The organism is Gelidimonas denitrificans (assembly GCF_055694065.1).
Genome location: NZ_CM146350.1, coordinates 1,966,201 through 1,992,177, shown reverse-complemented (window position 1 = coordinate 1,992,177; position 25,977 = coordinate 1,966,201). Strand labels below are relative to the sequence as shown.

Genomic DNA, 25,977 nt, shown 5'->3' with positions numbered 1-25,977 from the left:
AACAAGAACACTGATTATAGCTGATGGGACCTGCCGTGATATTACCCGCAATGCCAAATTTGGCGGAACCTGTTTTCGCGTCCACGCTGGATGATGCGGACGAAGAGAGTGGCGCGCTGCTGCAGATGGAACCCATTACTCTGAAGCTGACGCCCGATGTGTGCGGCGAGCGCATGGATAAAGTGATTTCAAGACTGATTCCGCAATTTTCCAGAAGTCGCATTCAACAATGGATAGCAACTGGACACGTCACCGTGGATGACAAGGTTGCAAAGACCAAGATGACCAGTTTTGGCGACGAAACGGTAGTGGTTTCGCCGCAGCCAGCACCCGAAGATGACGCATACACCGCAGAAGCCATGGATCTGGCGATTGTGTATGAAGATGCCACCATCATCATCATCAACAAGCCGGCTGGCCTGGTGGTGCATCCGGCTGCCGGCAATTGGTCAGGCACTTTACTCAATGGCTTGCTGCATCACTATCCGGCGATTGCCGGCGTGCCGCGCGCCGGTATCGTTCATCGTCTTGATAAAGACACCAGTGGTCTGATGGTAGTCGCAAAAACCCTGGAAGCGCATACCGATCTGGTGCGCCAACTGCAGGCCCGTACCGTGCGGCGCGAATATCTGGCGTTGGTGTGGGGGACTCCTAATCTTACCGGCACCGTGGATGCTGCGATGGGCCGTCATCCGCGGGACCGGATCAAGATGGCGGTGCTGGAGAGCATGACCGCCAAACCTGCGGTGACGCATTTCGAGCGTCTGGCGACCGGCCTGCTGGGACGTCACCCGGTCAGCCTGATGCGCTGCAAGCTGGAAACCGGCCGCACGCATCAGATCCGCGTCCACATGATGTCTATCGGGCACACCTTGGTCGGAGACGTGCTATACGGAAAAACCCATTTGGCTTCTGTTTTTCCGCGCCAGGCCCTGCAGGCGCAACACCTAGGTTTGATTCATCCAGCCACAGGGGATGCTTGCGATTGGAGCGTGCCGTTGGCCGATGATTTTTTGACGCTGCTGGCAAGCGCAGGAATCGAAGCCCCCTTGTAAAGGGTTATGCATAACGGGAGATGAGAAGGCAATGGATCTAATCATCCCTGATTGGCCTGATTTACCTGCCAACGTAGGTGCCTTGTCCACTACGCGGCGAGGCGGCGTCAGTCTTGCTCCATTTGACGATGGCAGCGGCAGCGGGGCTGACGGTTTGAACTTGGGCACGCATGTAACAGATTGTCCGCTGCATGTCCGCGAAAATCGGAAATTGTTGCGTACTTTGCTGCCATCCGAGCCGGCTTGGATGACGCAAGTACATGGCACTGTCATCGTCGATGCGGCAAGCTTATCTGATGTGCCCGAGGCTGATGCCAGCTTTACTACAGCTAAGGGTGTGGTGTGCGCGATCATGACTGCGGACTGCTTGCCGGTCTTGTTGTGCGACCAAAACGGACGCGTCATTGCCGCCGCGCACGCAGGATGGCGTGGCTTGTCCGCCGGCATCCTTGAAAAAACCGTAATCCGAATGCGCGATGCCGGTGCGAACGAAATAACTGCCTGGCTAGGACCTGCGATCGGCCCTGGGTATTTCGAAGTCGGTGAAGATGTGCTCCAGACATTTACTGCGCAAGACGCTAGTGCATCGAGCGCATTCAAGCCAATCGCTGCACATAAAGGCAAGTATCTGGCCGACATATACGCATTGGCACGTGCCCGGCTGCAGTGCGCAGGGGTGTATAGCATCAGTGGTGGCGAGTTTTGTACCGTCAGCGATTCTCGCCGTTTTTTTTCTTATCGGCGCGACAAAATCACAGGAAGAATGACTTCGTTGATCTGGCTCAAGCAGGAGGCGCTGTTTTAGGGCAACATCCTGTCAAGTGAAATTAACGGTGACAAGCTTATTTGGCGGTATTAATAGCGTTTTTAGACTCTGCTTTTATCTGCTCACGTTGTTTCTTTTGTCGTCTTCTGTGTGGCGCATACACTACATACCAAAGGATTGCCAAAGGCAACACACCATACATTAAAAGCGTCATAATTCCAGCGATAACCGAGCGCTCAGTGATGGACATCATGAGCACAACATAGATCCACCCGATAGCAACGATATACATGATGTTGATGCGATGATAAAAACCGCAACGATACGCCAAAAAAAGGAAGCAAGCATGAATAAGCCGGATTCTCAAGCCATGGTTACAGCATGGTTATCGCAAGTGACAGATCAGAGTCCCTGGCAATCCTGGCTCAAATCGGTTCAGCCAGCCAACGCCAATCCAATCGCAGACATTCTGAAAGAAGCCGGTGCAAAAATCGCACCGGCCACTGTTACTCGTTTGCAAAATGAATATATCCAACAGTTGGCAGCGCTTTGGCAGAATTTTTTGCTAACGAAGAGTGTGACGGTGCTCACTGACAGGCGATTTTCTTCAGCCGCATGGCAATCGAATACTTTCTCTTCATTCAATGCTGCAGTGTATCTGCTCAATGCAAGGTTTCTGATGAGCCTGGCAGAGGCGGTTGAGGCGACTCCCCACATTAAGCAAAAAATCACATTCGCTGTGCAGCAGATGGTGGACGCGCTGTCACCGGCGAATTTTCTTGCCACGAATCCAGAAGCACAGCAAAAAATACTCGACACCAAAGGGGAAAGCCTGGCTAAAGGTCTAGCTCTAATGCTGGCTGATATGCAAAAAGGGCGTATTTCCCAAACCGATGAATCTGTTTTTGAAGTCGGCAAAAACGTTGCGACTTCCGAAGGCGCGGTGGTGTTTGAAAATGCGCTATTTCAGTTAATTCAATACAAGTCATTGACCAAGACTGTATTCGAGAAACCGCTGCTGATTGTGCCGCCCTGCATCAACAAATTTTACATTCTTGATCTACAACCGGAAAATTCGCTGGTGCGTTACGCGGTGGAACAAGGCCATACCGTGTTTCTGGTGTCTTGGCGCAATCCCGATGATTCGATGGCTAATGTTACCTGGGATAGTTACATTGAGGATGTCGCAATCAAGGCAATTCACGTAGTACAAAAATTGAGTGGTCAAGATCGTATCAATGCCTTGGGCTTTTGTGTAGGTGGCACAATTGTTTCAACTGCGCTGGCAGTGCTGTATGCACGTGGCGAGGAACCTGTTGCCAGCCTGACTTTGCTAACGACTTTGCTCGATTTTACCGATACCGGCGTTCTGGATATTTTCATCGACGAGACGCAGGTGAAGATGCGCGAGCAAGCGATCGGTAAAGGCGGCCTGTTGCCTGGCCGTGATCTTGCATCTACCTTTTCCAGTTTGCGCGCCAACGACTTGGTCTGGAATTACGTCCAGTCGAATTACCTAAAAGGTGAAAGCCCGCCGCCATTCGATCTGCTGTACTGGAACGCCGATAGTACCAATCTTCCTGGTCCGATGTTTTGCTGGTATCTACGTAATACTTATTTAGAAAATAGCCTCAAGGTGCCAGGCAAATTAACAGTGGCGGGTGAACAAATCGACCTTGGCATAATCGATGCACCAGTTTTTATTTTCGGTTCGCGTGAAGACCATATCGTGCCTTGGGGCAGTGCTTATGCGTCTACCGAGCTATTAAATCCAGAACAACCAAATCAAAACCGTTTTGTACTCGGGGCATCCGGGCATATAGCCGGTGTCATTAATCCGCCTGCGAAGAACAAGCGCAGTTACTGGACAAACGACACGCTTTCTCCGAATTCTGAAGCATGGTTGGAAACAGCAACAGAGCATCCGGGCAGTTGGTGGCCGGAGTGGTCAGCCTTTTTGTCTGAGCATGCAGGCAAGCAGGTGAAAGCGCCGAGCAAACTGGGAAATGCGGCATTTAAACCGATTGAAGACGCGCCGGGACGTTACGTCAAGGTAAGAGCGAACTGAATAACTTGATCTTAACGAAGAAGGAGACAGCATGAAAAAGCGTATCGCTTATGTAACTGGTGGGATGGGTGGCATTGGAAATTCGATTTGCAAGCGCCTTTGCAGCGAAGGATTCACTGTGGTTGCCGGTTGCGGTCCGAATTCACCGCGCAAGGACAAATGGCTTGCTGAGATGCGTGCTGAAGGCTATGACGTGCATGCGTCCGAAGGCAATGTATCCGATTGGGATTCAACCAAGGCGGCTTTCGACTTGGTCAAGCAGGAAATTGGCGAGGTCGATGTGCTGGTCAATAATGCCGGCATTACGCGTGACGGACAATTTCGCAAGATGACCCTGCAGCAGTGGAATGAAGTCATCAATACCAACCTGAACTCACTGTTTAACGTGACCAAGCAAGTCATTGATGGTATGGCCGATCGCGGTTGGGGACGCATCATCAATATCTCTTCGGTCAACGGTCAGAAAGGGCAGTTTGGTCAAACCAATTATTCCACCGCCAAGGCCGGATTGCATGGCTTCACGATGGCATTGGCGCAAGAAGTGGCAACCAAAGGCGTAACGGTCAACACGGTTTCGCCCGGTTATATCGGCACCGACATGGTCAAGGCAATTCGACCTGATGTGCTGGAAAAAATCGTTGCCGGTGTTCCAGTCAAACGTTTGGGAAAACCGGAAGAAATCGCTTCCATCATTGCCTGGATCGCGTCAGAGGAAGGTGGCTACGCGACCGGCGCTGACTTCTCCCTCAATGGTGGTCTGTACATGGCCTAGGAGGCTGCCTGACTTCGGGAGAATCCGTCACAAATTACTCTTGGCGATGGTACTTTCCTCGCTTTGATTCTTCCGAATCAACAGACACTAAGCAGAAAAGGAGCCGTTTTAAAACGGCTCCTTTTCTGCTTCCCGCAAACACCATTCATTGCATTGCAATAATGCAAAAACTGTCCATATACTGCAGATATCGGTTTTTCCGCTCTATAATGGAATTCCGAAAAAACATGTGACCGTGCATTTTTTGAATGGCTTTAAATGTATTGCGACGCAATAAACTGGAATTTCGATGAATAGTGCAAAAAAAATTTCCGAGCGCTTGATCAAAAAGTATCCGAATCGGCGCCTGTACGACACTCAAACCAGTTCCTACATAACGGTTACCGATGTGAAACAACTGGTCCTCGATAATGAGGATTTCATGGTAATCGACGCCAAGAGCAATGAAGATTTGACGCGCAGCATTCTGTTGCAGATTATTCTGGAAGAAGAATCTAGCGGGGTACCGATGTTTTCAAGCACAGCCTTGTCACAAATCATTCGTTATTACGGGCATGCGATGCAAGGTATGATGGGTTCGTATCTGGATAAAAACATCCAGGCTTTCATCGACATCCAGAACAAGCTGACCGAAAACTCGAAGGGCGTCTACGAGGGCAAACCTTTCAGCCCCGAGATGTGGACGCAATTCATGAGCGTGCAGGGACCGATGATGCAAGGCATGATGACCAACTATATCGAGCAGAGCAAAACCCTGTTCGTGCAAATGCAGGAACAAATGCAGACCAAAAGCGCCACCATGTTTAATACTTTTCCGTTTGTTGCTCCCGTTGCGCCTGAAAAGGACGACAATCCAAAATGATTCGCGTCTATTACCGAGAGGGATAAAACGAGAACACGACATGACGAAGTCGAGACTTCATTGTGTCGATTCAGTAAAAAGCGCTTTCCTGCCGCAGTTTCGGCAAGCGTGACATGAGGAGGGTACAATGACGGATTCGTTTTTGTGCCCTTTTTCTATGTCTAATGCTTCCCAAGTCGCTTCCCAAATCACGCCCAAAGTCGGTTTCGTTTCCCTTGGTTGCCCCAAGGCATTGGTCGATTCCGAACAAATCCTGACCCAGCTCCGAGCCGAAGGCTATGAGACTGCCAAGTCGTATGAAGGTGCCGACCTCGTCATCGTCAATACCTGCGGTTTCATCGACGCGGCAGTACAGGAATCGCTCGACGCTATTGGCGAAGCGTTGCATGAAAATGGCAAAGTTATCGTAACCGGTTGCCTCGGTGCCAAGAAAGACGCCGCTGGCAACGATATCATCTTGTCCGTACACCCGAAAGTGTTGGCCGTCACCGGGCCGCATGCGCTGGGCGAAGTGATGGATGCGGTGCATGTGCATCTGCCCAAACCGCACGCACCATTCTTCGATCTGGTGCCGGCGCAAGGTGTCAAACTGACGCCGAAACATTACGCTTACCTGAAAATCTCCGAAGGCTGCAATCATCGCTGCAGCTTTTGCATCATCCCGTCGATGCGCGGCGACTTGGTATCGCGGCCCGTGGCCGAGATCATGCTGGAGGCGGAAAACCTGTTCAAGGCCGGCGTTAAGGAATTGCTGGTTATCTCGCAAGACACCAGCGCCTATGGTGTCGATGTCAAATTCCGCACCGGCTTCTGGAACGGCAAGCCGATCAAAACCCACATGACGCAACTGGTCGCCGCCCTGGGCGAACTGGCCGCGCAATATGGCGCTTGGGTGCGGCTGCATTATGTATATCCATACCCGCATGTGAGCGACATCATCCCATTGATGGCGGAAGGCAAGATATTGCCGTACCTGGACGTGCCGCTGCAACATGCGCATCCCGATGTGCTCAAGCGCATGAAGCGCCCGGCCAGCGGCGAAAAGAATATCGAACGCATCCAGCAATGGCGCCAGATATGCCCGGACCTGACGATACGCTCAACCTTCATCGCCGGCTTTCCTGGAGAGACTGAAGCCGAGTTCGAATATCTGCTGGACTTCCTGAAAGAAGCGCAAATCGACCGGCTGGGCTGCTTTGCCTACTCTCCGGTGGAAGGTGCTACTGCCAATGAGCTGCCTAATCCGGTGCCGGAAGAATTACGGGAAGAGCGTCGCGGCCGGATCATGTTGTTGCAGGAAGAAATTTCTAAGAAGCGCTTGCAAGCCAAGGTTGGCAAGACCATGCGCGTATTGCTCGATGAAGTCAATCGCAATGGCGGCGTGGCGCGCTCATCTGCCGATGCGCCCGAGATTGATGGCGTGGTGTATGTGAAGCCGCCGTTTGAACCGCACCGCAAGTTGGTGGTCGGTGAATTCATCGATGTCACCATCAATGGTGCCGACGCGCATGACTTGTGGGCCGAGGCTTGATTTTCTGAGGGTCTTGTAGGAGTGTGCCCGTGCGCGAATAGCCCCAAAGGGACTGAATAAACTAGGGGTGCTCAATAATCAACCGCTAAATCGCGCACAAGCCCGCTCCAACAAGTAATTGCACAACGGACGAGCGCGTCAGCAGAACAACAAAGGTCAATCGTGACACGCAAAAAATCTTTCCAAACCGCGCTTATTCACAGCGATTACCGCGCACCTGAGGGCTTTGCGGCTTTTCCAGTGGCGCTGCATCCGGCTTCCACTGTCCTGTTTTCCAATGTCGCCGCGATGCGTTCGCGCAGCTGGCAGCACAAAAACGCGTATACCTACGGGCTGCACGGCACGCCCACTACCTTTACGCTGGAAGCACGGCTGGCCGAGATTGAAGGCGGTCAGCATTGCCTGCTGGCACCGAGCGGCCTGGCGGCCATCACGATGGTCGATTTTGCCTTTCTGAAATCCGGCGACGATGTGCTGATTCCAGACAATGTATACAACCCGAACCGCGATCTGGGAAACTGGCTGGCCAAGGATTTTGGCGTCTCCGCACGCTTTTATGATCCGCTGATCGGCGCCGGTATTGCCGCTCTGATTCTGCCCAACACCCGCTTGATCTGGACTGAAACTCCGGGTTCGGTATCGATGGAAGTGCCAGACATTCCGGCGATCTGCAAAGCTGCGCACGAGAAGGGCGTATTGGTCGCACTGGACAATACCTGGTCGGCCGGAATCGCCTTTCGCGCTTTTGAGCACGGGGTCGATATCGTGGTGCAAGCCCTGACCAAGTACCAGTCCGGCGGCTCCGACGTTTTGATGGGAGCCGTCATCACCCGCGACGAAGAATTGAACCGACGGCTCGGTACAGCGCACATGCGGCTCGGTTTTGGCGTCGGTATGGATGACGTATACCTGGTGCTGCGCAGCCTGCCGACCATGCAGATGCGGTTCAAGGCGCACGATGCGGGAGCCCGCGCGGTTGCCGCCTGGCTTAAATCGCGCCCCGAGATCGCCTCGGTGCTGCATCCGGCGTATCCCGACTGCCCCGGACACGCAATCTGGCAGCGCGATTTTCAGGGTGCCGGTGGCCTGTTTTCAGTGATATTCGATGCCCGTTACACGGAAGCGCAGACCGATAGCCTGGTCGATGCGCTCAAGCTTTTCAAGATCGGCTTCAGCTGGGGTGGTGCAAACAGCCTGTGCGTGCCATACCGGATGCAAACGATGCGCGCCCACTGGCCGCACCAGGGACAGTTGCTGCGCCTGAACATCGGGCTGGAAGATCCGCAGGATTTGATTGCGGATTTGGAACAGGCGATGAGCATGGCTTTGTTGTAATTAATAATCGCTAATCAGAGAATTATTGGCAGTATTTTTTAAGTCTGTCGTAAATAATGCGGGGTATGCATGAATTTCATGCATACCCCTTGTTTTTTGTATTTTCGAGCAGCGCTGCGTATCCCAATAAAAATAGCGCTGTTGTTGCTCTTGTAGGTGCGAATTTATTCGCACATTTACCTATTTCATGCGTACTCGTGCGAATAAATTCGCACCTACGGCGCTGGGCCTCCACTTAAAGAAGGCTTGGTTTTGAACAGAAAATTATCACCATAAAAACGTCACACCGGCATCGCCTTATTGTCGTTCAGATCGAGCAAGCCCTTGATCAGGCGGTAGGCTTTCCAGACCCACACAATGGCGAGAATCGGGATTCCGATCACCATGCCGAAGAAGGTGAAGATGCAGATCCAGCCGATCACGCTCCAGAACATAAACCACCAGAACGAGCGGATTTGCCAGTTGTGATGGCTGTGGACGAAAGTGCCGGCAGCATCGTCGCGTTTAACGTAATTGATGATCAGGGGAATGAACGAGAACAAACCCCAGGAAAATACGAAGCAAGCAGCATGCAGCAGATACAGCCACCACGCCAGGTTCTTGGCGGAATTCAGTTTGTTATCGAAAACGATTTCTTGCGACATGCGTACTCCCGATTGGTGAAATGGTGCGGGGCGGTGTGGTTCTTACCCGAACAATGACAAGATGCCATCGAGTCCGACAAAATTCAAGGCCACGTCCGCTTGCGTGCGCACGATCGGCTTGGCGCGAAAGGCTACCGACAAGCCGGCGATGCCCATCATTTGCAGGTCATTGGCGCCATCGCCCATCACAATCGCTTCGGCCGGTGTGATGTCAAGGGCCGCGCAGGTGCGTTCCAGCGTGGCTTTCTTCTCTTCCGCATCGACGATGCCGCCCATCACGCGGCCGGTAAGTTTGCCGTCGACGATTTCCAGCACGTTGGAATGGGTGACATCCAGACCCAGGCGGGTTTTCATGCGGTCGGTGAAGAAGGTAAATCCGCCGGAAACCAGCAGCGTTTTCAATCCGGCAGCTTTGATGGCAGCCAGCATCGGCTCGGCGCCTATCGACAGTTGCAGCCGTTCGTCGTACACGCGCTGCAGCGCGCCGGCGTCCAGTCCTGCCAGCAGCGCGACGCGCCGGGTCAGGCTCTCGCGGAATGCGATTTCGCCGCGCATTGCCGCTTCGGTAATGGCCGCGACTTGCGGCTTTAAGCCTTGCATGTCGGCGATTTCGTCGATGCACTCGATGGTGATTAGGGTCGAATCCATGTCCATCGCGATCAGCTTGAAATCGCTCAAGGCCAGATTCGGCGGAACGAATGCCGCATCCAGTCGGGCGGCGTGGCTTTCAGCGTCTATCTGGGCTTGGATTTCGTCCGAATAGCTGATGTCTTCGCAACGGTAAGCATTGGCGTGGATGGTTACGATGTTTTTGGCCTGTGCCATCGCGGCGATGCGCTCGATGGTGGCGCGGTCGGTGCTGGTGCCTTGCAGGATCAGATTCATGGTTATTATTTAAATGTATTCAATGGTTTGGAAGGCATATTTAATGTATTTTCTGACGTTTTTTCGTTGCTTGGGGCGCATTCTGCACGGTCGGCGGGGCCTTTTCGGACGCCTTCGGCATGCCCATCATCAGCAGGCGCATGGTCGATTTCAGCTGTGTCACGCGCGCATTCAGGTCGGGCATGCTGATGGTGATCTTCAGCTTGTCGGGGCCACTGAGTTTGAAATGACGGTTGCTCTGGATCAGCTCAATGATGCGCATCGCGTCGATCGGCGGGTTTGGCATGAATTGCAGCAGCGCGGCGTCGTCATGGGCATCGATTTTGACGATGCCGATGGTTTTGGCGGCCACCCGCAAGCGGTGGGTTTCGACCAATGCCCGCGCCGGGTCGGGCAGCTTGCCGAAACGGTCGATCATCTCTTCCTGCAAATCGTCGATCTTGCCCTGGGTGGTGCAATTGGCCAGCCGCTTGTAAAGCGATAAGCGCTCATGCACGTCGCCGCAAAAATCGCTCGGCAGCAGGGCCGGCGCGTGCAGATTGATTTCGGTAGTGCTGGACAGCGGCGCAGCCAGATCCGGTTCCTGGCCGCTTTTCAGCGCCCGTACTGCTTCACCGAGCATGTCGGAATACAGCTGGAAGCCGATTTCAGTCATTTCGCCGGATTGGTTGTCGCCCAGCACTTCGCCGGCACCGCGAATTTCCAGATCGTGCATCGCCAGGTAAAAGCCGCTACCGAGTTCTTCCATCTGCACAATCGCATCCAACCGGCGCTGCGCTAGTTTGGTCAAGCCTTGCACGTCATTGACCAGCAGGTAGGCATAGGCCTGATGGTGCGAGCGTCCGACCCGGCCGCGCAACTGGTGCAATTGGGCAAGGCCGAACTTGTCGGCGCGATGCATGATGATGGTGTTGGCAGTCGGCACGTCGATGCCGGTCTCGATGATGGTGGTGCAGAGCAGAATATTGAAGCGTTGCGCAACGAAATCGCGCATCACTTTTTCCAGATCGCGCTCGTGCATCTGGCCGTGGGCGATGGCGATGCGCGCTTCCGGCAATAATTCTTCCAGCATCGCCAAGCGGTTCTGGATCGTTTCGACTTCGTTATGCAGGAAATACACCTGGCCGCCGCGTTTGAGTTCACGCAGGCACGCTTCGCGCACCACCGAGTTGTCTTCACTACGCACGAAAGTCTTGATCGCCAGCCGTTTTTGCGGCGCGGTGGCGATGATCGAGAAGTCGCGCAAGCCTTCCAGCGCCATGCCCAGCGTGCGCGGGATCGGGGTTGCGGTCAACGTCAATACGTCCACTTCGGCGCGCAGGGCTTTCAAAGCTTCCTTCTGGCGCACGCCGAATCGGTGTTCTTCGTCGATGATGACCAAGCCCAGTTGCGAGAATATGACATCGCTCGACAGCAATTTATGGGTGCCGATCACGATATCGACGGTGCCATCGCCCATGCCCTTGATCGCTTGCGTGATTTCCTTGCTGGTACGAAAGCGCGACAGTTCGGCGATGCGCACCGGCCAGTCGGCAAAGCGGTCGGCAAAGGTTTGCGCATGCTGTTCGGCCAGCAGCGTGGTCGGCGCCAGAATCGCGACCTGTTTGCCACCCATCACCGCCACGAACGCGGCGCGCAGCGCCACTTCGGTCTTGCCGAATCCCACATCGCCGCAGATCAGGCGATCCATCGGACGCCCGGAAGTCATGTCGTCGATTACCGCAGTAATCGCGGCGGCCTGATCGGGGGTTTCCTCGAAGCCGAAACTTTCCGCAAACGCTTCATAGTCGTGCGCCGAATACGCGAATGCATGGCCTTGGCGCAATGCGCGGCGTGCATACAGATTCAACAGTTCGGCGGCGGTGTCGCGAATTTGCTGGGCCGCCTTGTGTTTGACTTTTTCCCAGTGGCCGGAGCCCAGCGCGTGCAGCGGCGCATCTTCCGGCGAGGCGCCGGAGTAGCGCGAAATCACATGCAATTGCGACACCGGCACATACAGCTTGGTGTCCTTGGCGTATTCCAGATGCAGGAATTCGGTCTCGCCTTCGCCCAAATCCATGCTGGTCAAGCCCATGTAGCGGCCGATGCCGTGGTTGATATGCACCACCGGATCGCCGATCTTGAGTTCCGACAGGTCGCGCACCATCGACTCGACTTGCGTTGTGCCTTCCTGCCTCTTCTTGCCGGCGCGGCGGCCGGAGCCGGCGTATAGCTCGGTTTCGGTGATGAAGATCAGATTGCCAGCGGTCGCATTCAGTTCAAAACCGGCGTGCAGGGGCGCGACACCCAGCATCAGTTTGGCGCTGCCGGTGGCGAAATCGGCATAACCATCGCAGACCGTCAGGCCAAGCGCGTATTCGTTGAAATACTGCTGCAAGGTTTCGCGGCGGCCGTTGGATTCGGCGCAGATCAGCACGCGTTTATCGGTTTGCAGCAGATAGGCGCGCAAGTTTACCAGCGGGTCGTCGGCGCGGCGATTGACTGCGATGTTCGGGATCGGTGCCGACAGTTCGGACGCAACATCACTCGGCGTAATGATCCAGCGTCCATACGGTTTGACTTGTGTAAAAAATTGCTCGTCGCTCAGGAACAGGATTTCCGGTGCCAGTAAAGGCCGTTCGCGGTCGGATTTCAGGAATTTGTAACGAGACTGCGTGTCGGTCCAGAAGCGCTTGATCGCGCTATCGATGTCGCCCAGCAGCGCGAAAGTGGTATCCGCCGGCAGATATTCGAACAAAGTCGCGGTGTCGTCGAAAAACAGCGGCAGGTAATACTCGATCCCGGCCGCAGCGATGCCGTTGCCGATGTCCTTGTAGGTTGCTGATTTGGACGGATCGCCCTCGAATTGTTCGCGCCAGCGGTTGCGGAAAGTGGCGCGCGCCGCATCGTCCATCGGAAATTCTCGCCCCGGCAGCAGGCGCACTTCCTTCACCGGATAGAGTGAGCGTTGCGTATCGGCATCGAAGGTGCGGATGGTTTCAATCGTGTCGCCGAATAAATCCAGCCGATACGGCAGCACCGAGCCCATCGGGAACAGGTCGATCAGGCCGCCGCGCACCGAATATTCGCCCGGCGACATCACCTGCGACACGTGGCTGTAACCGGCCAGCGTCAACTGCGATTTCAGACGCGCTTCATTGAGCTTCTCGCCCTGCTTGAAGAAGAAGGTGTACGCGGCCAGAAAGGACGGCGGCGCCATTCGTACCAGCGCCGTGGTGGCCGGCACGATCAGAACGTCGCAATGGCCGTTCTGGATTTCATACAGCGTCGCCAGCCGTTCGGATACCAGATCCTGATGCGGCGAAAACGCGTCATAGGGTAGAGTTTCCCAGTCCGGCAGCAAGTGGCAGCGCAGCGAGCCCGAGCCCTGTTCTCCGAACCATGGAATTTCATCGCGCAAGCGCTGCGCATCGCTGGCGTTGGCGACCACGATGGCCAGCATGCGTTTTTCTGATTTCAGCGCAATCGCAGCTTGCGCCAACGCAAATGCATCGGCCGAGCCGTGCAAGGTTGGCAGCACGAAACGATGGCCGGATTGGGGGAGATGTTTTATGAGGTCAAAAGACATTCGGTAATGACAGGCAGTGTGTCATGAGAGTCAAAGATTGCCGGTTTGGCAGGGTTTGATGATTGAAATCGGAGCCTGCATTATAGGGGAATCTCCGCAGACGGTTGCGAAGTAGGGGTGTAGCAGGCGTGCCGTAGGGTGCGCATGGGGTGCCATGCGCCTACGAAACGGCACAGGCTTTTTGCAAGCCTGTGCGCGCCAATCGGCGTAGATAAAACTGTTGCGGTATATCTATCGGCCCACTATGAGATAGCTCTTCACGCCCGTCATTCCCGCAAAAGCGGGAACCCGGACTTCGCGGGAATGACGGTTTTGGATTTTTAGATATACCCCAAAACACGCCACCAGATTCCACCCACCACTACCAAAATCACCAGGTTGACCACGCTCATCACTACGCCGGCTTTCCACCATTCATTCAAGGTGGTGTAGCCCGAGCCGAAAATAATCGGCGCTGTGCCTGTGGCGTAATGGGTCAGCGACATCATCAGCGAAGACGAAAAAGCCAACAGCAGAGCCAGCAGCATTGGCGGCGCGCCCAACGCCACGCCGGCGGTAAAGAAAGCGGCAAACATGGCGGTGATGTGGGCCGTAGTGCTGGCAAAAAAGTAATGCGAGTAGAAATAAATCAGCACCAAAATGGCGGTGGCGCTCATCCAACTCAAGCCAAAATAACTAATGCCGTTTTGAATGCTCGACGAAAACCAGCCAATCAAACCCAGCTTGCCCAGAAAAGAAGCCATCATCACCAACGCGGCAAACCAGATCAAAGTATCCCAAGCCGTCTTAGCTTTGAGAATGTCGTCCCAGTCCAGCACCCCGGTCACAATTAAAAGCGCCAAACCAATAATCGCCGTGGTGGTGGGATTGACGTCAAAAGCGGGGCCAAACAACATGCTCGGTACACCGGCCCACATGAATAGCATCAACCCTGAAACGGCCAGCAGGATGAACTCGGACAACTTCAACGGCCCCAGTTTGACCAGCTCGGTTTTGGCAAACACTCTGGCGTTAGGCGTGTTTTTGATTTCAGGCGGAAAAAGAAAATACAGCACCAGCGGCATCAGCAGCAACATGCACAGACCGGGCAGCAATGCGGCCATAGCCCATTGCGCCCAAGTGATACTGATGTTCGAGTTTGTCGCTTTAGCAACCAAATCCACGATCAAGGGATTGGGCGCGGTGGCCGTGATGAACATGGCAGACGTGATCGGATTGGTGTTGTAGTTCACCAGCGCCAGATATTTACCAATTTTGTTCGAAGTGCCCAACTCAGGGCTGGAACCAAAGCTATCCGCAATCGAACGCATGATAGGGTGAATAATGGCCCCACCGCGCGCGGTGTTGCTGGGCGTTACCGGAGCAATGACCAGTTCCGAAAAAACCAGACCATACGCAACACCTATGGTTTTCTTGCCAAACAGCGCAATGAAATAATAGCCAATGCGTGTGCCTAAACCTGTTTTAGTCAAGGCCACTGCCATCATCACGGCAATCGCAATCAACCAGATCAGCGGGTTGGAAAAACCACTTAAAGCATCGGCAATCGCGCCATCCGGGTTGCCCGGACGGGTCACTTCTGTCACTGCAACCAAAGCGATACCCACAATCGACAAAGCGCCAATCGGCATGGCTTTGCCAATAATGGCGGCAATAGTTCCGATAAATATCGCCAACAAATGCCACGCTTCAGGCGTAACTTTGTCAGGAACTGGAATGGCAAACCAGATTAGAACGGCAAGGGCCAGTGCAATGGCGGTTGGAATCGGCTTGGGAAGTGAGAGCTTATTCATCGCGTTTTCCACCTCTGGCCGTGGTGCAGCTGCAGACAGCAAAAAGGAATTTCTGAAGATTGACGACTTTATATTTCATAATTTTGTGAGGTAGGTAAAGGAAACTACATTGCAAGTAAGAATTTCCGCACTGTACCCCCTTGCCGCATTTATTTGTTTGATATGTATCAGTAGCCATATTGACATTTATCAATGAAAAATCACCAACAACAAAAGTTATATGCCGTTAGTGTTCGCGCGGTATGAAACCGCCCGCATCGACGGGTTGGTCAGCAAAAAGATCCGCTTTGTCGAACTGCTGCGCATATCTGTAATCGCTGTCAACCGAATATATCCTGCCGCGTTCTGGTCTCATGCCGCGACCAATGCGGATTTTGAAACCTGACTATTCGAAAGATTGAAAATGAAAAAACTACTGAGCATCGCTGCACTCATCCTGGCATTTTCACCACTGGTACAAGCGCAGAACAGCGGTGCGGGGTTGCCCGGCCATCCAGACGCCCGTAACGATCGAAACGGGGCAGCCAATTACTCTGGAGCACCGGTGCATGGCGCCAAACCGATGCATCATGCGAAGCCTATGCATCATGTGAAGCATCATCCAAAGCGCCATATGAAGCATCATCCGAAACATCATCGCCACGTTGTTCCCGCAAAATAATTTTCCGCAAGGAAATACGCAAAGCGCGCAGTTTGGCTGCGCGCTTTGCGTTTACGTGGGGTATTTTTAAATCCCGCAATATAAATATGCGTGAAATGGCATGAAAATTGCCATACTCCATAATCAAGTTATATCGGCTGCTGCGCCATCAATACATTCCTGCGCCTGCCGGCATGGCAACTCTCGCGCTGTTGCTGGGCTTGCTGTGCTTCCACCATCCGGCCCTGCATCCGTAGCGCGGCCACCAGCACTTTCCAGCCCAGATCGTGGCGGGGAAAAGCGCGTGTGACGCTGCGCGCCAGTGTTTCGGCCTCGTCATAACGTGCGTCTCGATAGCGGGCCAGCAGCAGATGGATTTCCCCGCGGCTGGGCACATGGCCGCAGCCCATGTCCATTTTCCACGGCCATCCAGGTCGCTTGGCGGTGTAGCAGGGATTGGGCGGCCGGGCCAGCTTGATGCTGGCGGGGCGCTCTTGTGTTTTTTTAACTTCCTGCGCTTTTTCAATTTCCTGCGGTGGCGCAATCTGTATCGTCTGTGCGGCCGGCGCGATGCCCGGTGCCGGTGCCGCAGAGCGCGGTTTGCCGGCCTGAATCAGGGCGTCGATATAACTCAGCCAATATTGCCCCTGCGTCGAGGACGACTGGGATTGCTTGAGGGCCTGGTACAAGCTTTCAGCCTCTTGCCATTGGCCGGCCTGACAATGCGCAATCGTTTGTTGGGTCGCCTGCTCCAGCGACATCGAAGGTTTTTGCAGTGGAAATACAAAGTTGGACATGGCAAGTAGGTGCGATCAGGGAAGCGGCATTATCCGCGAAACTGCAGCGGGATAGTAGAGGCAGGGGGCCGGCGGCCAGATGCAGCAGATGTTGTCGATGCTTTGGACGCTGCGAATGGGCTGGCCGGCAATGGAGTCTTATATTACCGACTGCTCAGGCGTCCTGCGGGTCGGCTTGCATGAAGGCAGCGCGCATGTCATTGCCGGCAATCGCCTCGAAGTCGGCGCGGCTTTTGCCACTGGAAGTCTGCAAGCGGTCAACCAGATCGCAAAATGAGAAGTCGTGGCGCAAGTCGAGCTGAATCGCGCGCTTTGGAAGCGCCAGCTGGTACGTTGCTTCATCACCATTTTTGGCCGCATAAACGATGCGGTTGAAACTGCCGCTGGCGCCGCTCCACCATATTCTTGAATCAAAAGCGTCATACAGCCGCTGCATGACGGGAGCAAGATCGTCGGCATCTCCCCACAGATTCGATACCAGAACGCCATCGCGCTCCAGTACGCTGTTGCATCGTCGATAAAACGCCTCGGTGGAAAGTGATGGCGCGAGGCCGTCGGCAGTGAAGCCATCATGCAAGATGATGTCTACCTTGTGGTCCATGGCGGCCAGATAGTCGGCAGCATCGGCGTGAATAATCTGAAAGCGCGCGTCGTTGTCTGGAATGACGAATTTGCCGCGTAGATTAATCACATCGTGATCGAGTTCAAGCACGGTAATGCGGGTTGCCGGCAGCTTGCGATGGCAATATTTGGCAAGCGAGCCGCCGCCCAATCCAATCATCAGAATATGCTGCGGCTCTGGATTAAAAAGCAGGAAAGCCATCATTGCCTGCGTGTAACTCAGCAACAACCGTTCCGGCTCCGAAATGAGCATTGCGCTTTGAATGAATCTGCCATCGAAGTGCAAGGTGCGCATATCGCCGTGATCGAACGCAAAGGGCTTGCCTTCACTTTTATACAGATCATCTTCAAAGCGACTGGGAAGGGTGATGTCGTCATCACGGCTTGAATTTTTCATATTGAGTAATTTGATAAGCGTTTGATAAGCTTGAGCGATTGTTTGCATGCGCCTCTGAGGATGCCGTGCGTAAGAATGAGGTCAATTGTACGCGGACAGTCGCAGCAGATTATTCGTCCGGATTCTGAGCCTGTGTTGCATGTGTTGCAATACATCATCCCAAACCGTCAGCGCTGGCATGGAGCAGAACGCCCCTTGCCCCTTATTTGCGCCAATAGGAAAATTCGGCTTCGTAGCAATCGCCATCCATCTCGGCGACCTTGTTCTGCAGATGGGATTGCGCGTCCAGTATCGCCTGGTTATAAATGCTGGGGCCGATTTCCCTGACGCAGAAATCCAGCAAGAGTTTGGCTTTCAGATCGCCGGCCGGCTCATCCATGTTTTCTGCAAAATAGCGCTGGATCGACGCGATCAGGCGCTGCTGGGTTTCTTCCCCGAGTTTGATGGACATGTTAATTTTTGTGATGGTGGTAGTGATGGGTTAGCCTGATTGAGTGATGCATTTATGGCGAGTATTTTAAAGCACCGCAATAAAAATATGCGAAAAATGCCATAAAAATGGCAATACTCCAGACAACGTAGGGCGTAATAAGCGCCGCGCATTACGCCGCACACACGCAGAATCAAATGACGCAATATCTATCCAGCCCTATGTGGCCAGCGGGTTTGCCAGCGTCATTTTTGTGAGGACCGCGCATCGGTGCGCGTGGCGCACCCTACAATACGTTTTGCGTAAGCTCTTACTCCGAACCATGAACCAAAATCCAATGCATCAACCGCGCCACTTCGCGCTGATCCCCGCCGCCGGCGTCGGCGCCCGCATGGAGGCAGATTGCCCCAAGCAATATTTGCCTCTGGCCGGCCAGCCGATGTTGCGCCATACCGTGGCGGCTTTTTTGAACAGTCCTCTGATCGCGCACACCTTTGTGGTGGTTAGCCCAAACGATGCGTATATCGACCATGTGCTCGGTGCGTTGGCCGGCGTGACGGTGTTGCGTTGCGGCGGCGCGACCCGCAAGGAGTCGGTGAGCAATGGTTTGCAGGCGCTGCGCGATCAACTTGCTGCAGACGATTGGGTGCTGGTGCATGATGCGGCGCGTCCCGGCCTGACGCCGGCCCTGATCGCCAAACTGATTGCCGCCATCGGCGACCATCCGGTCGGCGGCCTGCTGGCGCTGCCGGTGGTCGATACCGTCAAGCGGGTGGAAACAGGGCGGGTGCAGACGATTGCGCGTGACGGTTTGTGGCTGGCGCAGACGCCGCAGATGTTTCGTTACGCATTGCTGGAGCGGGCCTTGCGCGAAGTGGAAGATGTCACCGACGAGGCCAGCGCAATCGAAGCCATCGGCCAGACGCCGCTGCTGGTGGAAGGCCATGCCCGCAATGTAAAGGTGACACGGCAAGAGGATATTGCTCTGGCGGAGCTGTTTTTATCCGCTGGATTGTAAAATGATTGTAAAACATATACTGTTAAATGTATTTTTAATACCCGCTTTATTCATGTGCGGTAATTGGCATTTTTTTAATGATACTCCCTGTTTTATTTTCTATTTGAGGGCAATGTAACAATGACTAATCCAATCCCATTCCGTATCGGCCAAGGCTACGATTGCCATGCGCTGGTGCCCGGCCGCGCGCTCATCATCGGTGGCGTAACTATTGCGCACAAGACCGGTTTGCTCGGCCACTCCGACGCCGATGTGCTGCTGCACGCGATTACCGATGCCTTGCTGGGTGCGGCTGGCCTGGGCGATATCGGCCGCCATTTTCCGGATACCGATGCGCAATTTTCCGGCGCCGATTCGCGCGTGCTGTTGCGCGAAGCGCTTAAACGGGTCGCGGCGGCCGGTTATGCGGTCGGCAATCTGGACGCCACCATCATCGCGCAAGCGCCGAAAATGGCGCCGCATATCGCGCAGATGGCAGCAAATCTGGCCGAAGATTTGGGCGTGGCCGCGGCGCAGGTCAATCTCAAGGCCAAGACCAACGAGAAGCTCGGTACTCTGGGCCGGGAAGAAGGCATCGCGGCCCAGGCGGTAGTATTGATTTATTGCCGCTAAACGCGGTAAGCGCTGTTGCGATAAATCTTCCCAGTCGCTTGAAATTTTGGTTAAATGCTGACAAGCCGGCATGCGAGGTATTGAAGCCATTCTATTGAAATCACTACTATTGCAGCCACACCACTACGACCGAGGACATCATGAATACAAATAGCCTGAAACAGACACTGACAAGGCTGCATGCCAATCTGGAGACAGCCGAAAACGTCGATCCCGAGCTGAAGGAAATCCTGCAGGTGCTGGACAAGGACATTCAGAACTTGCTGGAGAAAGACACCACGGACACCACCATCACAGATGAATTGATAGATCGTTCGCAAGCGATTTCAGCCCAATTTGCTGCCCAGCATCCGCAACTGGAGCCGATCCTGCGAGAATTGGGCCAGATCCTGAATCGCATGGGTATCTGAGAACACCCACCACGTGGTTTGCAGAACCTCCCCGCATTGCACTTGAAACCGCCATTTTTAACTTGAAACAGGAACACAGAATGTCAAATGAAGGCTACCACGAACCGATCGATAAACTCACTGCACCAACGATGGACATGCACCGCGCCCTGACTTCGCTGATGGAAGAACTGGAAGCAGTGGACTGGTACAACCAGCGCGTCGATGCCTGTACCGACCCGCAACTCAAGCTGATCCTGGCGCATAACCGCGACGAAGAAAAAGAACATGCTGCGATGATCCTGGAGTGGATACGCCGGCGCGACCCAAAAATGGACCATGAGTTACGCGATGCATTGTTCAAGGCCGGCCCGATCACCGGCCAGCACCAAGACCCGGAAATGTGAATTAAAGAGTAAAAATTTCTCCAGCAACGGGCAGGGATTCCAGAAATGGCATGTTTAAAAAATAATTCTGATTGCCAGCCCGTGACCATCCTTGCCGCGGCCTAATTGCAGTTGCCCGCCGTGGCGCTTGACAATGCGTTGCACAATTGCCAGCCCCAGGCCGGCGCCGTTGGCTTGCCCGCGTGCCGTATCCATGCGGGTAAACGGCCGCAGCAGGCGATCGATTTCCGCATCCGGCACGCCGGCGCCGTGGTCGGCGATTTCCAGGATGGAATTTCCATTTTCAATGGTGCCGCGGATATCGATCTCGGCGATGTCGGTGCCGGCTGTCTTGCCATAGCGGCGCGCATTTTCCACCAAATTGTTGATGACGCGCTTGAGATCGGTTTGATTGCCTGTCACTTGCATCTGGTCCGCGATGCGGGACGTGATGTTGACGTCGGGCCAGCGTTCTGCTTGCCCGATGCAGTCGTGCAACAGGGCCGATAAATCGACCGTCGAAAAGTTATTGGCATCTGCCGGTCTGGCGTAATCGAGAAATTGCCCGATGATGGCGTCCATCTGAGCGATGTCGTCCGACATGCCTTGCCGGGCTTCGGCGGACAAAGGCGCCATCTCGATTTCGAGCTGCATTCTGGTGATCGGCGTACGCAGATCGTGCGAAATGCCGGCCAGGATCACCGCGCGGTCCGATTCGATCTGGTTCAGGTCATCGACCATCTGGTTGAAGCTGCGGTTGGCCTCCCTGATTTCGGTCGGTCCTTGTTCCGGCAGCGGCGCCATTTGTTTGCCTTTTGCTATGGCGCGGGCAGCCGCGGTCAGTCGGGCCAGCGGCTGGTTGATCAAGCCGGAGATGAAGAGCGCGCCCAGCAGAGACAATCCAAAGACGCTGGCGCCCCAGCCCAGCAATTGCAGGTTGGTGAAATTTTCGATGCGCTCCCTTTCCAGCATCAGCCAGTACTCATCGTCTTCGATGCTAAAGCTGATCCAGAAACCGGCGACATCGTTGACATCCCCGGCGAAACGGGTATCCCGGCCCAGCGTGCTGCGGATGTTTTCTTGCAGCGCGAGTCCGATTTCGCTATCGGGGACGGGTTCCACCCGGTCGCTGCGCTCCAGCGGATAGATCCGAATGCCTTCATTGCTAGCCAGGTCGAACAGCAATTCGCGCCGCAAATCGGGAGCCGAATGCGTCAGCGCAGCGCGCGTGATGGTGACGATCGAAACCACTTGCGCGGCCAGTTGGCGGGCGCGGGGCGCACGTTCGAGCAGGCGGTAAGAGCTGATCCAGACCGTCATGCTGGTCATCATCAGAATCGCCAGCAGCAGAAAAGTGCGCCAGAACAAGCCGCTGTGCAGCCAGTTGAAACGTTTATCGGTAAGGTGCATCGATTTTGCCGGGCGCGCTAGCGCGGCTGGCCTTCGGGAATGAATACATATCCCAAGCCCCAGACAGTCTGGATATACAGCGGATTGGAGGGGTCCGGCTCGATCAGCTTGCGCAGGCGCGAGATCTGGACGTCGAGGCTGCGGTCGAACGCTTCATATTCGCGCCCGCGCGCCATTTCCATCAGTTTTTCACGCGACAACGGTTGCCGCGCATGGCGCGCAAAGACTTTCAGCACCGAGAATTCGCCGGTCGTGAGCGCAATTGATTCGCCATCCTTCTTCAGCGTGCGGGTTGCCAGATCGAGCACGAAACTGCCGAATTCGAAGGTTTGCGGGGTGCCGGACGGCGCGCCGGGAATCTCGTCGGGGCCTTTGCGGCGCAGCACCGCGTTGATGCGGGCCACCAGTTCGCGCGGGTTGAACGGCTTGGGCAGGTAATCGTCAGCGCCCATCTCGAGCCCGATGATGCGATCGATATCCTCGCCTTTGGCGGTCAGCATGATGATCGGTGTGTCGTCGCCGGCACCGCGCAGGCGGCGGCAGATCGACAGCCCGTCTTCTCCCGGCAGCATCAAGTCGAGCACCAGCAAATCGTAGCGTTCGCGCAGCCAGAGCTTGTTCATGGCCGTCGCATGTTCGGCCGTGACTACCTGAAAGCCTTGCTCGGTCAGGTAGCGGCGCAGTAAATCGCGCAGCCGGATATCGTCGTCCACCACCATGATTTTGGCCTGATGGGTATCGTTGGTCTGTGCGCTGGCCTGTGTATTAGGCGGCATGGTCGAGTTTATTTTGTTCATGTGGCTATGGTAACGTCAGAAAGATGCTGCGAAAATGCAAAATCGCAGGGCATTACAAACAGTTACACACTTTACCGTATGGCGCTTAGAGCCAGGAGAAAAGCGGCCTACACTTGAATTAATGCGGCAAAGTCAAGTCGGCACTATGAAAGAAATCGCAATGAAAATATCATGCACAAGCATTTTCCTCACATTACTGTTGCTGGCAGGGACGGCGAGTGCCTACGCCGATCCAGGCCAAGGCCGGGGCCGGGAGCAGGGAGGACGCCAGCAGGATCAGTCGCAGCAACGGTATGAAGGTGAGCGCGACTCTGGACGTGGAATGCAGCGCAACGAGCAGAATGGGTCCGATGCCAACCGGCGCGCACCGTCAAGAAACAATGGCCGCATGTCGCCGGAAGAGCGCAGCGCACTGCGCCGTCAGATCAATGAAGCCGGCCAGGATATCTATTCCGGCAAATACAGGCGGTGAAGCAGGCGATAAAATTGCCGCTAAATTTCCGTATTAAACGTTTCCGTACTAAACATTCTACAAACATTATCTTCAAACGCCGCTAACCTTGCCGCGCGTGCGCTTCAGGTTGCCATGCGTGGCTTTGCTGTCGAGGCGCTTGCGTTGCGAGTTGCGGGTTGGTCTGGTCGGCCTGCGGTGTTTCGGCAGCACCGCCACACTGTCGACTAATTCCTGCAAGCGCTGCATCGCTTCTCCCTTGTTTTTCTCCTGACTGCGGTGCGCTTGCGCCTTGATGACAACCACGCCATCCTTGGTGATGCGCTGATCGTTCAGGGCCTGCAAACGCTCCTTGATATGCTCCGGCAGCGACGACGCCGGAATGTCGAAACGCAGATGAATCGCACTCGATACCTTGTTGACGTTTTGGCCGCCGGCACCTTGGGCGCGGATCGCGCTGATCTCGACTTCGTGCTCGGCTATGGTGATGGCGGGTGTGCGCATGGCTGTGAAAATTTTGGTCAGGATTGAAACTTTACCGCAGGCGTTGTGCTGGCGTAATTCCCTTCGGTCGGATGTTGCGCCTGACGCACCATGCCGCGGGCCAGAAACAGCGGATGATTGAGCGCTTCATCCATGCGCAGGATCGGCGTCACGCAGCAATCGACAGCGGCAAAGCGTTCGCTCCATGTTGCCAGCGTCTGTTGCGCAAAAATCGCATCCAGTTCCGCCTTGATCGCCATCGCTTCGGTGCCGCCGATGGTTTGCCCAAGGCTCCAGTGTTTTGACTTCAGGTCGGGGCGTGCCAGCACATCGCAGCAGCCTTCCCAGAATTTCAATTCCAGCGCCCCGACCGCCATGAAGCGATCGTCGCTGGTGCGATATACGTTGTAGCAAGGTACGCCGCCGGTCAGCAGATCGCGCCCCGGCGCAGCAGTGCGACCGAAATTATTCACCGCCACCAGCGGCATGATGTTGTGCGCCAGCACGGTATCGGTCATCGAAATATCGACGAAGCGGCCGCAACCGCCCATTTTCACGCCCAGCAGTGCAGCCAGGATGCCTTGCACCGCCGCTTGCGCGCCGCCCAGCAAGTCGCCGACCTGCAGATTCGAGAGCGCCGGGACGCCATCCGGTCCGACGTTCTGCTCCAGCATGCCGGCAAACCCGGTGTAATTGATATCGTGCCCGGCCAATTGTGCAAAAGGGCCGTTTTGGCCGTAGCCGGTGATGGCGCACATCACCAGTTTCGGATTGCGCTGTCGTAAAATTTGCCAACCGACGCCCAGCTTGTCCATCACGCCGGGGCGGAAACTTTCGATCACCACATCGGCGCTTTCCACCATGCGCAAAAATTCTTCGCGCTCGCCGGCATCCTTCAAATCGAGCAGGATGCAGCGCTTGCCGCGATTGACGGCAATAAAGAACTGCGACACCGTGTGCTTCACATGCCCCATGGTGCGCGCATAGTCGCCGGCGCCACGGTCTTCGATCTTGATGACTTCCGCGCCCATGTCGGCCAGATGCATGGTAGCCACCGGCCCCGGCAGCAGTCGAGTCAGGTCAAGAATGCGGATGCCGGTGAGCGGCAGATCGATAGGTGTAGGCATGATTGTCGGAATAATTAGTTATGTAAAAAATAGGGAGTATAGGTAAATATTGTGCAAGCGCCGCATTATTTAATTGCGGTGTTAAAAAATACATATATTAGTATATAAAAACATGTGCGGTATTGAAATAACATTCACTGCAAGTTTTTACTGGTTCAGATCGCGATAACGGGAAGGCGTAATGCCCAGCGCTGCGCGAAAACGGTTGCTGAAATGGCTGGGCGAACTGTAACCGCAAGCCATCGCGACATCGGTTAGCGATAATTGATTCTGCCCCAGCAATTGGCGCGCTCTGGCCAGACGGCGCGCCTGCAGCCAGACATGCGGCGGCATCCCGAACGAGATGCGAAACATGTGCGCGAAATGGGTTTCGGACAATGCCGCCTCCGTTGCCATCGCGCCCAGCGTGATCGGTTGATCGAGCCGGCACTCGAGCCATTCGATCATGCGTCGCCGCAGCGTTGCAGAGAGCCCGCCTTTCAAACGCAAATTCCGGCGCGGCCCCAAATGGGACTGAATCAGTTGCGCCACGGCCTGATGCGCCAGCGTATTGCCCAGCAGGCGCTGGCCCGGATCGCGCCAGTCCAGCCGGGGCAGCGCCTGGCACAGGCTGGCCAGTTGCGGATTGTCAAAAAAAGTTTGCTCCGGCAAGCACATTTCGCGCGGCTCGCGGTCCAGCAGGGTCAGGGTCTGGCTGGCAAACTGCTCCGGAGAAAAATACAGGTGCACAAAACGCAGGTGACCATTGATTACCCAGTCGGTCTCCTGCTGATCCGGCAATACGCACAGACGGCCGGGCGCGCCGCGCTGCTCGGGACGGCCGCGCAAGAAAGTGTCATAACCGCCGTCCAGATAACACGACAACGTGTGATGCCCTTGCGGCGCATAACTGACCGCATCCAGCCGATTGTGCCAAACCGCCACCGCCATGCCGTCTCCCAGCGCCGCCGCACCTTCCAACTGCGCGCTGGAGTGCGCGAGCCGGTTGAATACATGCAGGCGATTGAGGGTGTCGTTCATCATCACATGATAGCGGCGGGCGGCGGCGCTGGCAAAGCAAGCGCAAAAAAACGCAAGGGCGTGCAAGACACGCTGCTGCCTTGGCTCGATACTTCGGGATAACTCAACAGGAGCATGCAT

General features: G+C 55.0%; 26 protein-coding genes. 13 read left to right on the top strand and 13 right to left on the bottom strand.

What is annotated here, in order from left to right:
- The first annotated feature begins 50 nt into the window (after window positions 1–50).
- A complete protein-coding gene (locus FKCLFG_RS09300; RefSeq protein WP_472612815.1) occupies window positions 51–1,055 on the top strand; it encodes an RluA family pseudouridine synthase in 1,005 nt (334 codons plus the stop codon).
- A 31-nt stretch (window positions 1,056–1,086) separates the two neighbouring features.
- Window positions 1,087–1,860 (top strand): peptidoglycan editing factor PgeF, encoded by a 774-nt coding sequence (gene pgeF / locus FKCLFG_RS09295; protein WP_472612814.1) that lies wholly within the window; start codon window positions 1,087–1,089, stop codon window positions 1,858–1,860.
- A gap of 37 nt (window positions 1,861–1,897) precedes the next feature.
- Here pgeF and yajC read toward each other — a convergent pair whose 3' ends face one another.
- Entirely contained in the window at window positions 1,898–2,113 is a 216-nt protein-coding gene (yajC, locus tag FKCLFG_RS09290; RefSeq protein WP_472612813.1) for a preprotein translocase subunit YajC, read from the bottom strand.
- A gap of 54 nt (window positions 2,114–2,167) precedes the next feature.
- On the opposite strand from yajC, the gene phaC reads away from it, so the two are divergent.
- The 5 genes from phaC to FKCLFG_RS09265 all read left to right on the top strand — a co-directional run bounded on the left by phaC (window position 2,168) and on the right by FKCLFG_RS09265 (window position 8,389).
- A complete protein-coding gene (gene phaC, locus FKCLFG_RS09285) occupies window positions 2,168–3,889 on the top strand; it encodes a class I poly(R)-hydroxyalkanoic acid synthase (RefSeq protein ID WP_472612812.1) in 1,722 nt (573 codons plus the stop codon).
- A gap of 31 nt (window positions 3,890–3,920) precedes the next feature.
- A complete protein-coding gene (locus FKCLFG_RS09280) occupies window positions 3,921–4,661 on the top strand; it encodes a 3-ketoacyl-ACP reductase (protein ID WP_472612811.1) in 741 nt (246 codons plus the stop codon).
- Window positions 4,662–4,950: 289 nt separating this feature from the next.
- Window positions 4,951–5,523 (top strand): polyhydroxyalkanoate synthesis repressor PhaR, encoded by a 573-nt coding sequence (phaR, locus tag FKCLFG_RS09275; protein WP_472612810.1) that lies wholly within the window; start codon window positions 4,951–4,953, stop codon window positions 5,521–5,523.
- A 157-nt stretch (window positions 5,524–5,680) separates the two neighbouring features.
- Window positions 5,681–7,054, top strand: coding sequence for a 30S ribosomal protein S12 methylthiotransferase RimO (rimO, locus tag FKCLFG_RS09270; protein WP_472612809.1), 1,374 nt, complete (start codon window positions 5,681–5,683; stop codon window positions 7,052–7,054).
- 162 nt (window positions 7,055–7,216) lie between these two features.
- Entirely contained in the window at window positions 7,217–8,389 is a 1,173-nt protein-coding gene (locus FKCLFG_RS09265; RefSeq protein ID WP_472612808.1) for a cystathionine beta-lyase, read from the top strand.
- A 281-nt stretch (window positions 8,390–8,670) separates the two neighbouring features.
- Here the strand turns inward: FKCLFG_RS09265 and FKCLFG_RS09260 are convergent, their stop codons facing one another.
- The 4 genes from FKCLFG_RS09260 to FKCLFG_RS09245 form a co-directional block, all read right to left on the bottom strand.
- The gene (locus FKCLFG_RS09260) at window positions 8,671–9,033 is read right to left on the bottom strand and encodes a DUF4870 family protein (RefSeq protein WP_472612807.1); all 363 of its coding nucleotides are present in this window, start codon (window positions 9,031–9,033) and stop codon (window positions 8,671–8,673) included.
- Between the two features lie 42 nt (window positions 9,034–9,075).
- A complete protein-coding gene (gene serB, locus FKCLFG_RS09255) occupies window positions 9,076–9,918 on the bottom strand; it encodes a phosphoserine phosphatase SerB (protein WP_472612806.1) in 843 nt (280 codons plus the stop codon).
- Between the two features lie 40 nt (window positions 9,919–9,958).
- Entirely contained in the window at window positions 9,959–13,486 is a 3,528-nt protein-coding gene (gene mfd / locus FKCLFG_RS09250) for a transcription-repair coupling factor (protein ID WP_472612805.1), read from the bottom strand.
- Between the two features lie 320 nt (window positions 13,487–13,806).
- Window positions 13,807–15,279 carry a DASS family sodium-coupled anion symporter gene (locus tag FKCLFG_RS09245; protein ID WP_472612804.1) on the bottom strand — a complete coding sequence of 491 codons (1,473 nt, stop codon included), beginning with the start codon at window positions 15,277–15,279 and terminating at the stop codon, window positions 13,807–13,809.
- 403 nt (window positions 15,280–15,682) lie between these two features.
- Between FKCLFG_RS09245 and FKCLFG_RS09240 the strand changes: the two genes are divergently transcribed.
- Complete coding sequence (locus FKCLFG_RS09240) at window positions 15,683–15,940, top strand: hypothetical protein (protein ID WP_472612803.1); 258 nt, start codon at window positions 15,683–15,685, stop codon at window positions 15,938–15,940.
- Window positions 15,941–16,068: 128 nt separating this feature from the next.
- Here FKCLFG_RS09240 and FKCLFG_RS09235 read toward each other — a convergent pair whose 3' ends face one another.
- The 3 genes from FKCLFG_RS09235 to FKCLFG_RS09225 all read right to left on the bottom strand — a co-directional run bounded on the left by FKCLFG_RS09235 (window position 16,069) and on the right by FKCLFG_RS09225 (window position 18,185).
- Window positions 16,069–16,716 carry a hypothetical protein gene (locus tag FKCLFG_RS09235; RefSeq protein ID WP_472612802.1) on the bottom strand — a complete coding sequence of 216 codons (648 nt, stop codon included), beginning with the start codon at window positions 16,714–16,716 and terminating at the stop codon, window positions 16,069–16,071.
- Between the two features lie 154 nt (window positions 16,717–16,870).
- The gene (locus FKCLFG_RS09230; protein ID WP_472612801.1) at window positions 16,871–17,734 is read right to left on the bottom strand and encodes a fused MFS/spermidine synthase; all 864 of its coding nucleotides are present in this window, start codon (window positions 17,732–17,734) and stop codon (window positions 16,871–16,873) included.
- A gap of 202 nt (window positions 17,735–17,936) precedes the next feature.
- Complete coding sequence (locus FKCLFG_RS09225) at window positions 17,937–18,185, bottom strand: DUF2164 domain-containing protein (RefSeq protein WP_472612800.1); 249 nt, start codon at window positions 18,183–18,185, stop codon at window positions 17,937–17,939.
- A gap of 301 nt (window positions 18,186–18,486) precedes the next feature.
- Between FKCLFG_RS09225 and ispD the strand changes: the two genes are divergently transcribed.
- The 4 genes from ispD to FKCLFG_RS09205 all read left to right on the top strand — a co-directional run bounded on the left by ispD (window position 18,487) and on the right by FKCLFG_RS09205 (window position 20,590).
- The gene (gene ispD, locus FKCLFG_RS09220; protein WP_472612799.1) at window positions 18,487–19,182 is read left to right on the top strand and encodes a 2-C-methyl-D-erythritol 4-phosphate cytidylyltransferase; all 696 of its coding nucleotides are present in this window, start codon (window positions 18,487–18,489) and stop codon (window positions 19,180–19,182) included.
- 120 nt (window positions 19,183–19,302) lie between these two features.
- Complete coding sequence (ispF, locus tag FKCLFG_RS09215) at window positions 19,303–19,794, top strand: 2-C-methyl-D-erythritol 2,4-cyclodiphosphate synthase (RefSeq protein ID WP_472612798.1); 492 nt, start codon at window positions 19,303–19,305, stop codon at window positions 19,792–19,794.
- 140 nt (window positions 19,795–19,934) lie between these two features.
- Window positions 19,935–20,204 carry a DUF4404 family protein gene (locus FKCLFG_RS09210; protein ID WP_472612797.1) on the top strand — a complete coding sequence of 90 codons (270 nt, stop codon included), beginning with the start codon at window positions 19,935–19,937 and terminating at the stop codon, window positions 20,202–20,204.
- 80 nt (window positions 20,205–20,284) lie between these two features.
- On the top strand, window positions 20,285–20,590 hold the full coding sequence (locus tag FKCLFG_RS09205) for an encapsulin-associated ferritin-like protein (RefSeq protein ID WP_472612796.1): 306 nt from the start codon (window positions 20,285–20,287) through the stop codon (window positions 20,588–20,590).
- A 54-nt stretch (window positions 20,591–20,644) separates the two neighbouring features.
- On the opposite strand, the gene FKCLFG_RS09200 is transcribed toward FKCLFG_RS09205, so the two are convergent.
- Both FKCLFG_RS09200 and ompR read right to left on the bottom strand, forming a co-directional pair.
- Entirely contained in the window at window positions 20,645–21,979 is a 1,335-nt protein-coding gene (locus FKCLFG_RS09200; protein ID WP_472612795.1) for a sensor histidine kinase, read from the bottom strand.
- 17 nt (window positions 21,980–21,996) lie between these two features.
- Window positions 21,997–22,755, bottom strand: coding sequence for an osmolarity response regulator transcription factor OmpR (gene ompR / locus FKCLFG_RS09195; protein ID WP_472615829.1), 759 nt, complete (start codon window positions 22,753–22,755; stop codon window positions 21,997–21,999).
- A gap of 181 nt (window positions 22,756–22,936) precedes the next feature.
- Between ompR and FKCLFG_RS09190 the strand changes: the two genes are divergently transcribed.
- Window positions 22,937–23,248 (top strand): hypothetical protein, encoded by a 312-nt coding sequence (locus FKCLFG_RS09190; RefSeq protein WP_472612794.1) that lies wholly within the window; start codon window positions 22,937–22,939, stop codon window positions 23,246–23,248.
- A 72-nt stretch (window positions 23,249–23,320) separates the two neighbouring features.
- On the opposite strand, the gene arfB is transcribed toward FKCLFG_RS09190, so the two are convergent.
- From arfB to FKCLFG_RS09175, 3 genes are all read right to left on the bottom strand, one after another.
- Window positions 23,321–23,731, bottom strand: a complete 411-nt coding sequence (gene arfB / locus FKCLFG_RS09185) for an alternative ribosome rescue aminoacyl-tRNA hydrolase ArfB (protein ID WP_472612793.1) — start codon at window positions 23,729–23,731, stop codon at window positions 23,321–23,323.
- A 17-nt stretch (window positions 23,732–23,748) separates the two neighbouring features.
- Window positions 23,749–24,837, bottom strand: a complete 1,089-nt coding sequence (locus FKCLFG_RS09180; RefSeq protein WP_472612792.1) for a CaiB/BaiF CoA transferase family protein — start codon at window positions 24,835–24,837, stop codon at window positions 23,749–23,751.
- A 147-nt stretch (window positions 24,838–24,984) separates the two neighbouring features.
- On the bottom strand, window positions 24,985–25,977 hold the full coding sequence (locus FKCLFG_RS09175) for a helix-turn-helix domain-containing protein (RefSeq protein ID WP_472612791.1): 993 nt from the start codon (window positions 25,975–25,977) through the stop codon (window positions 24,985–24,987).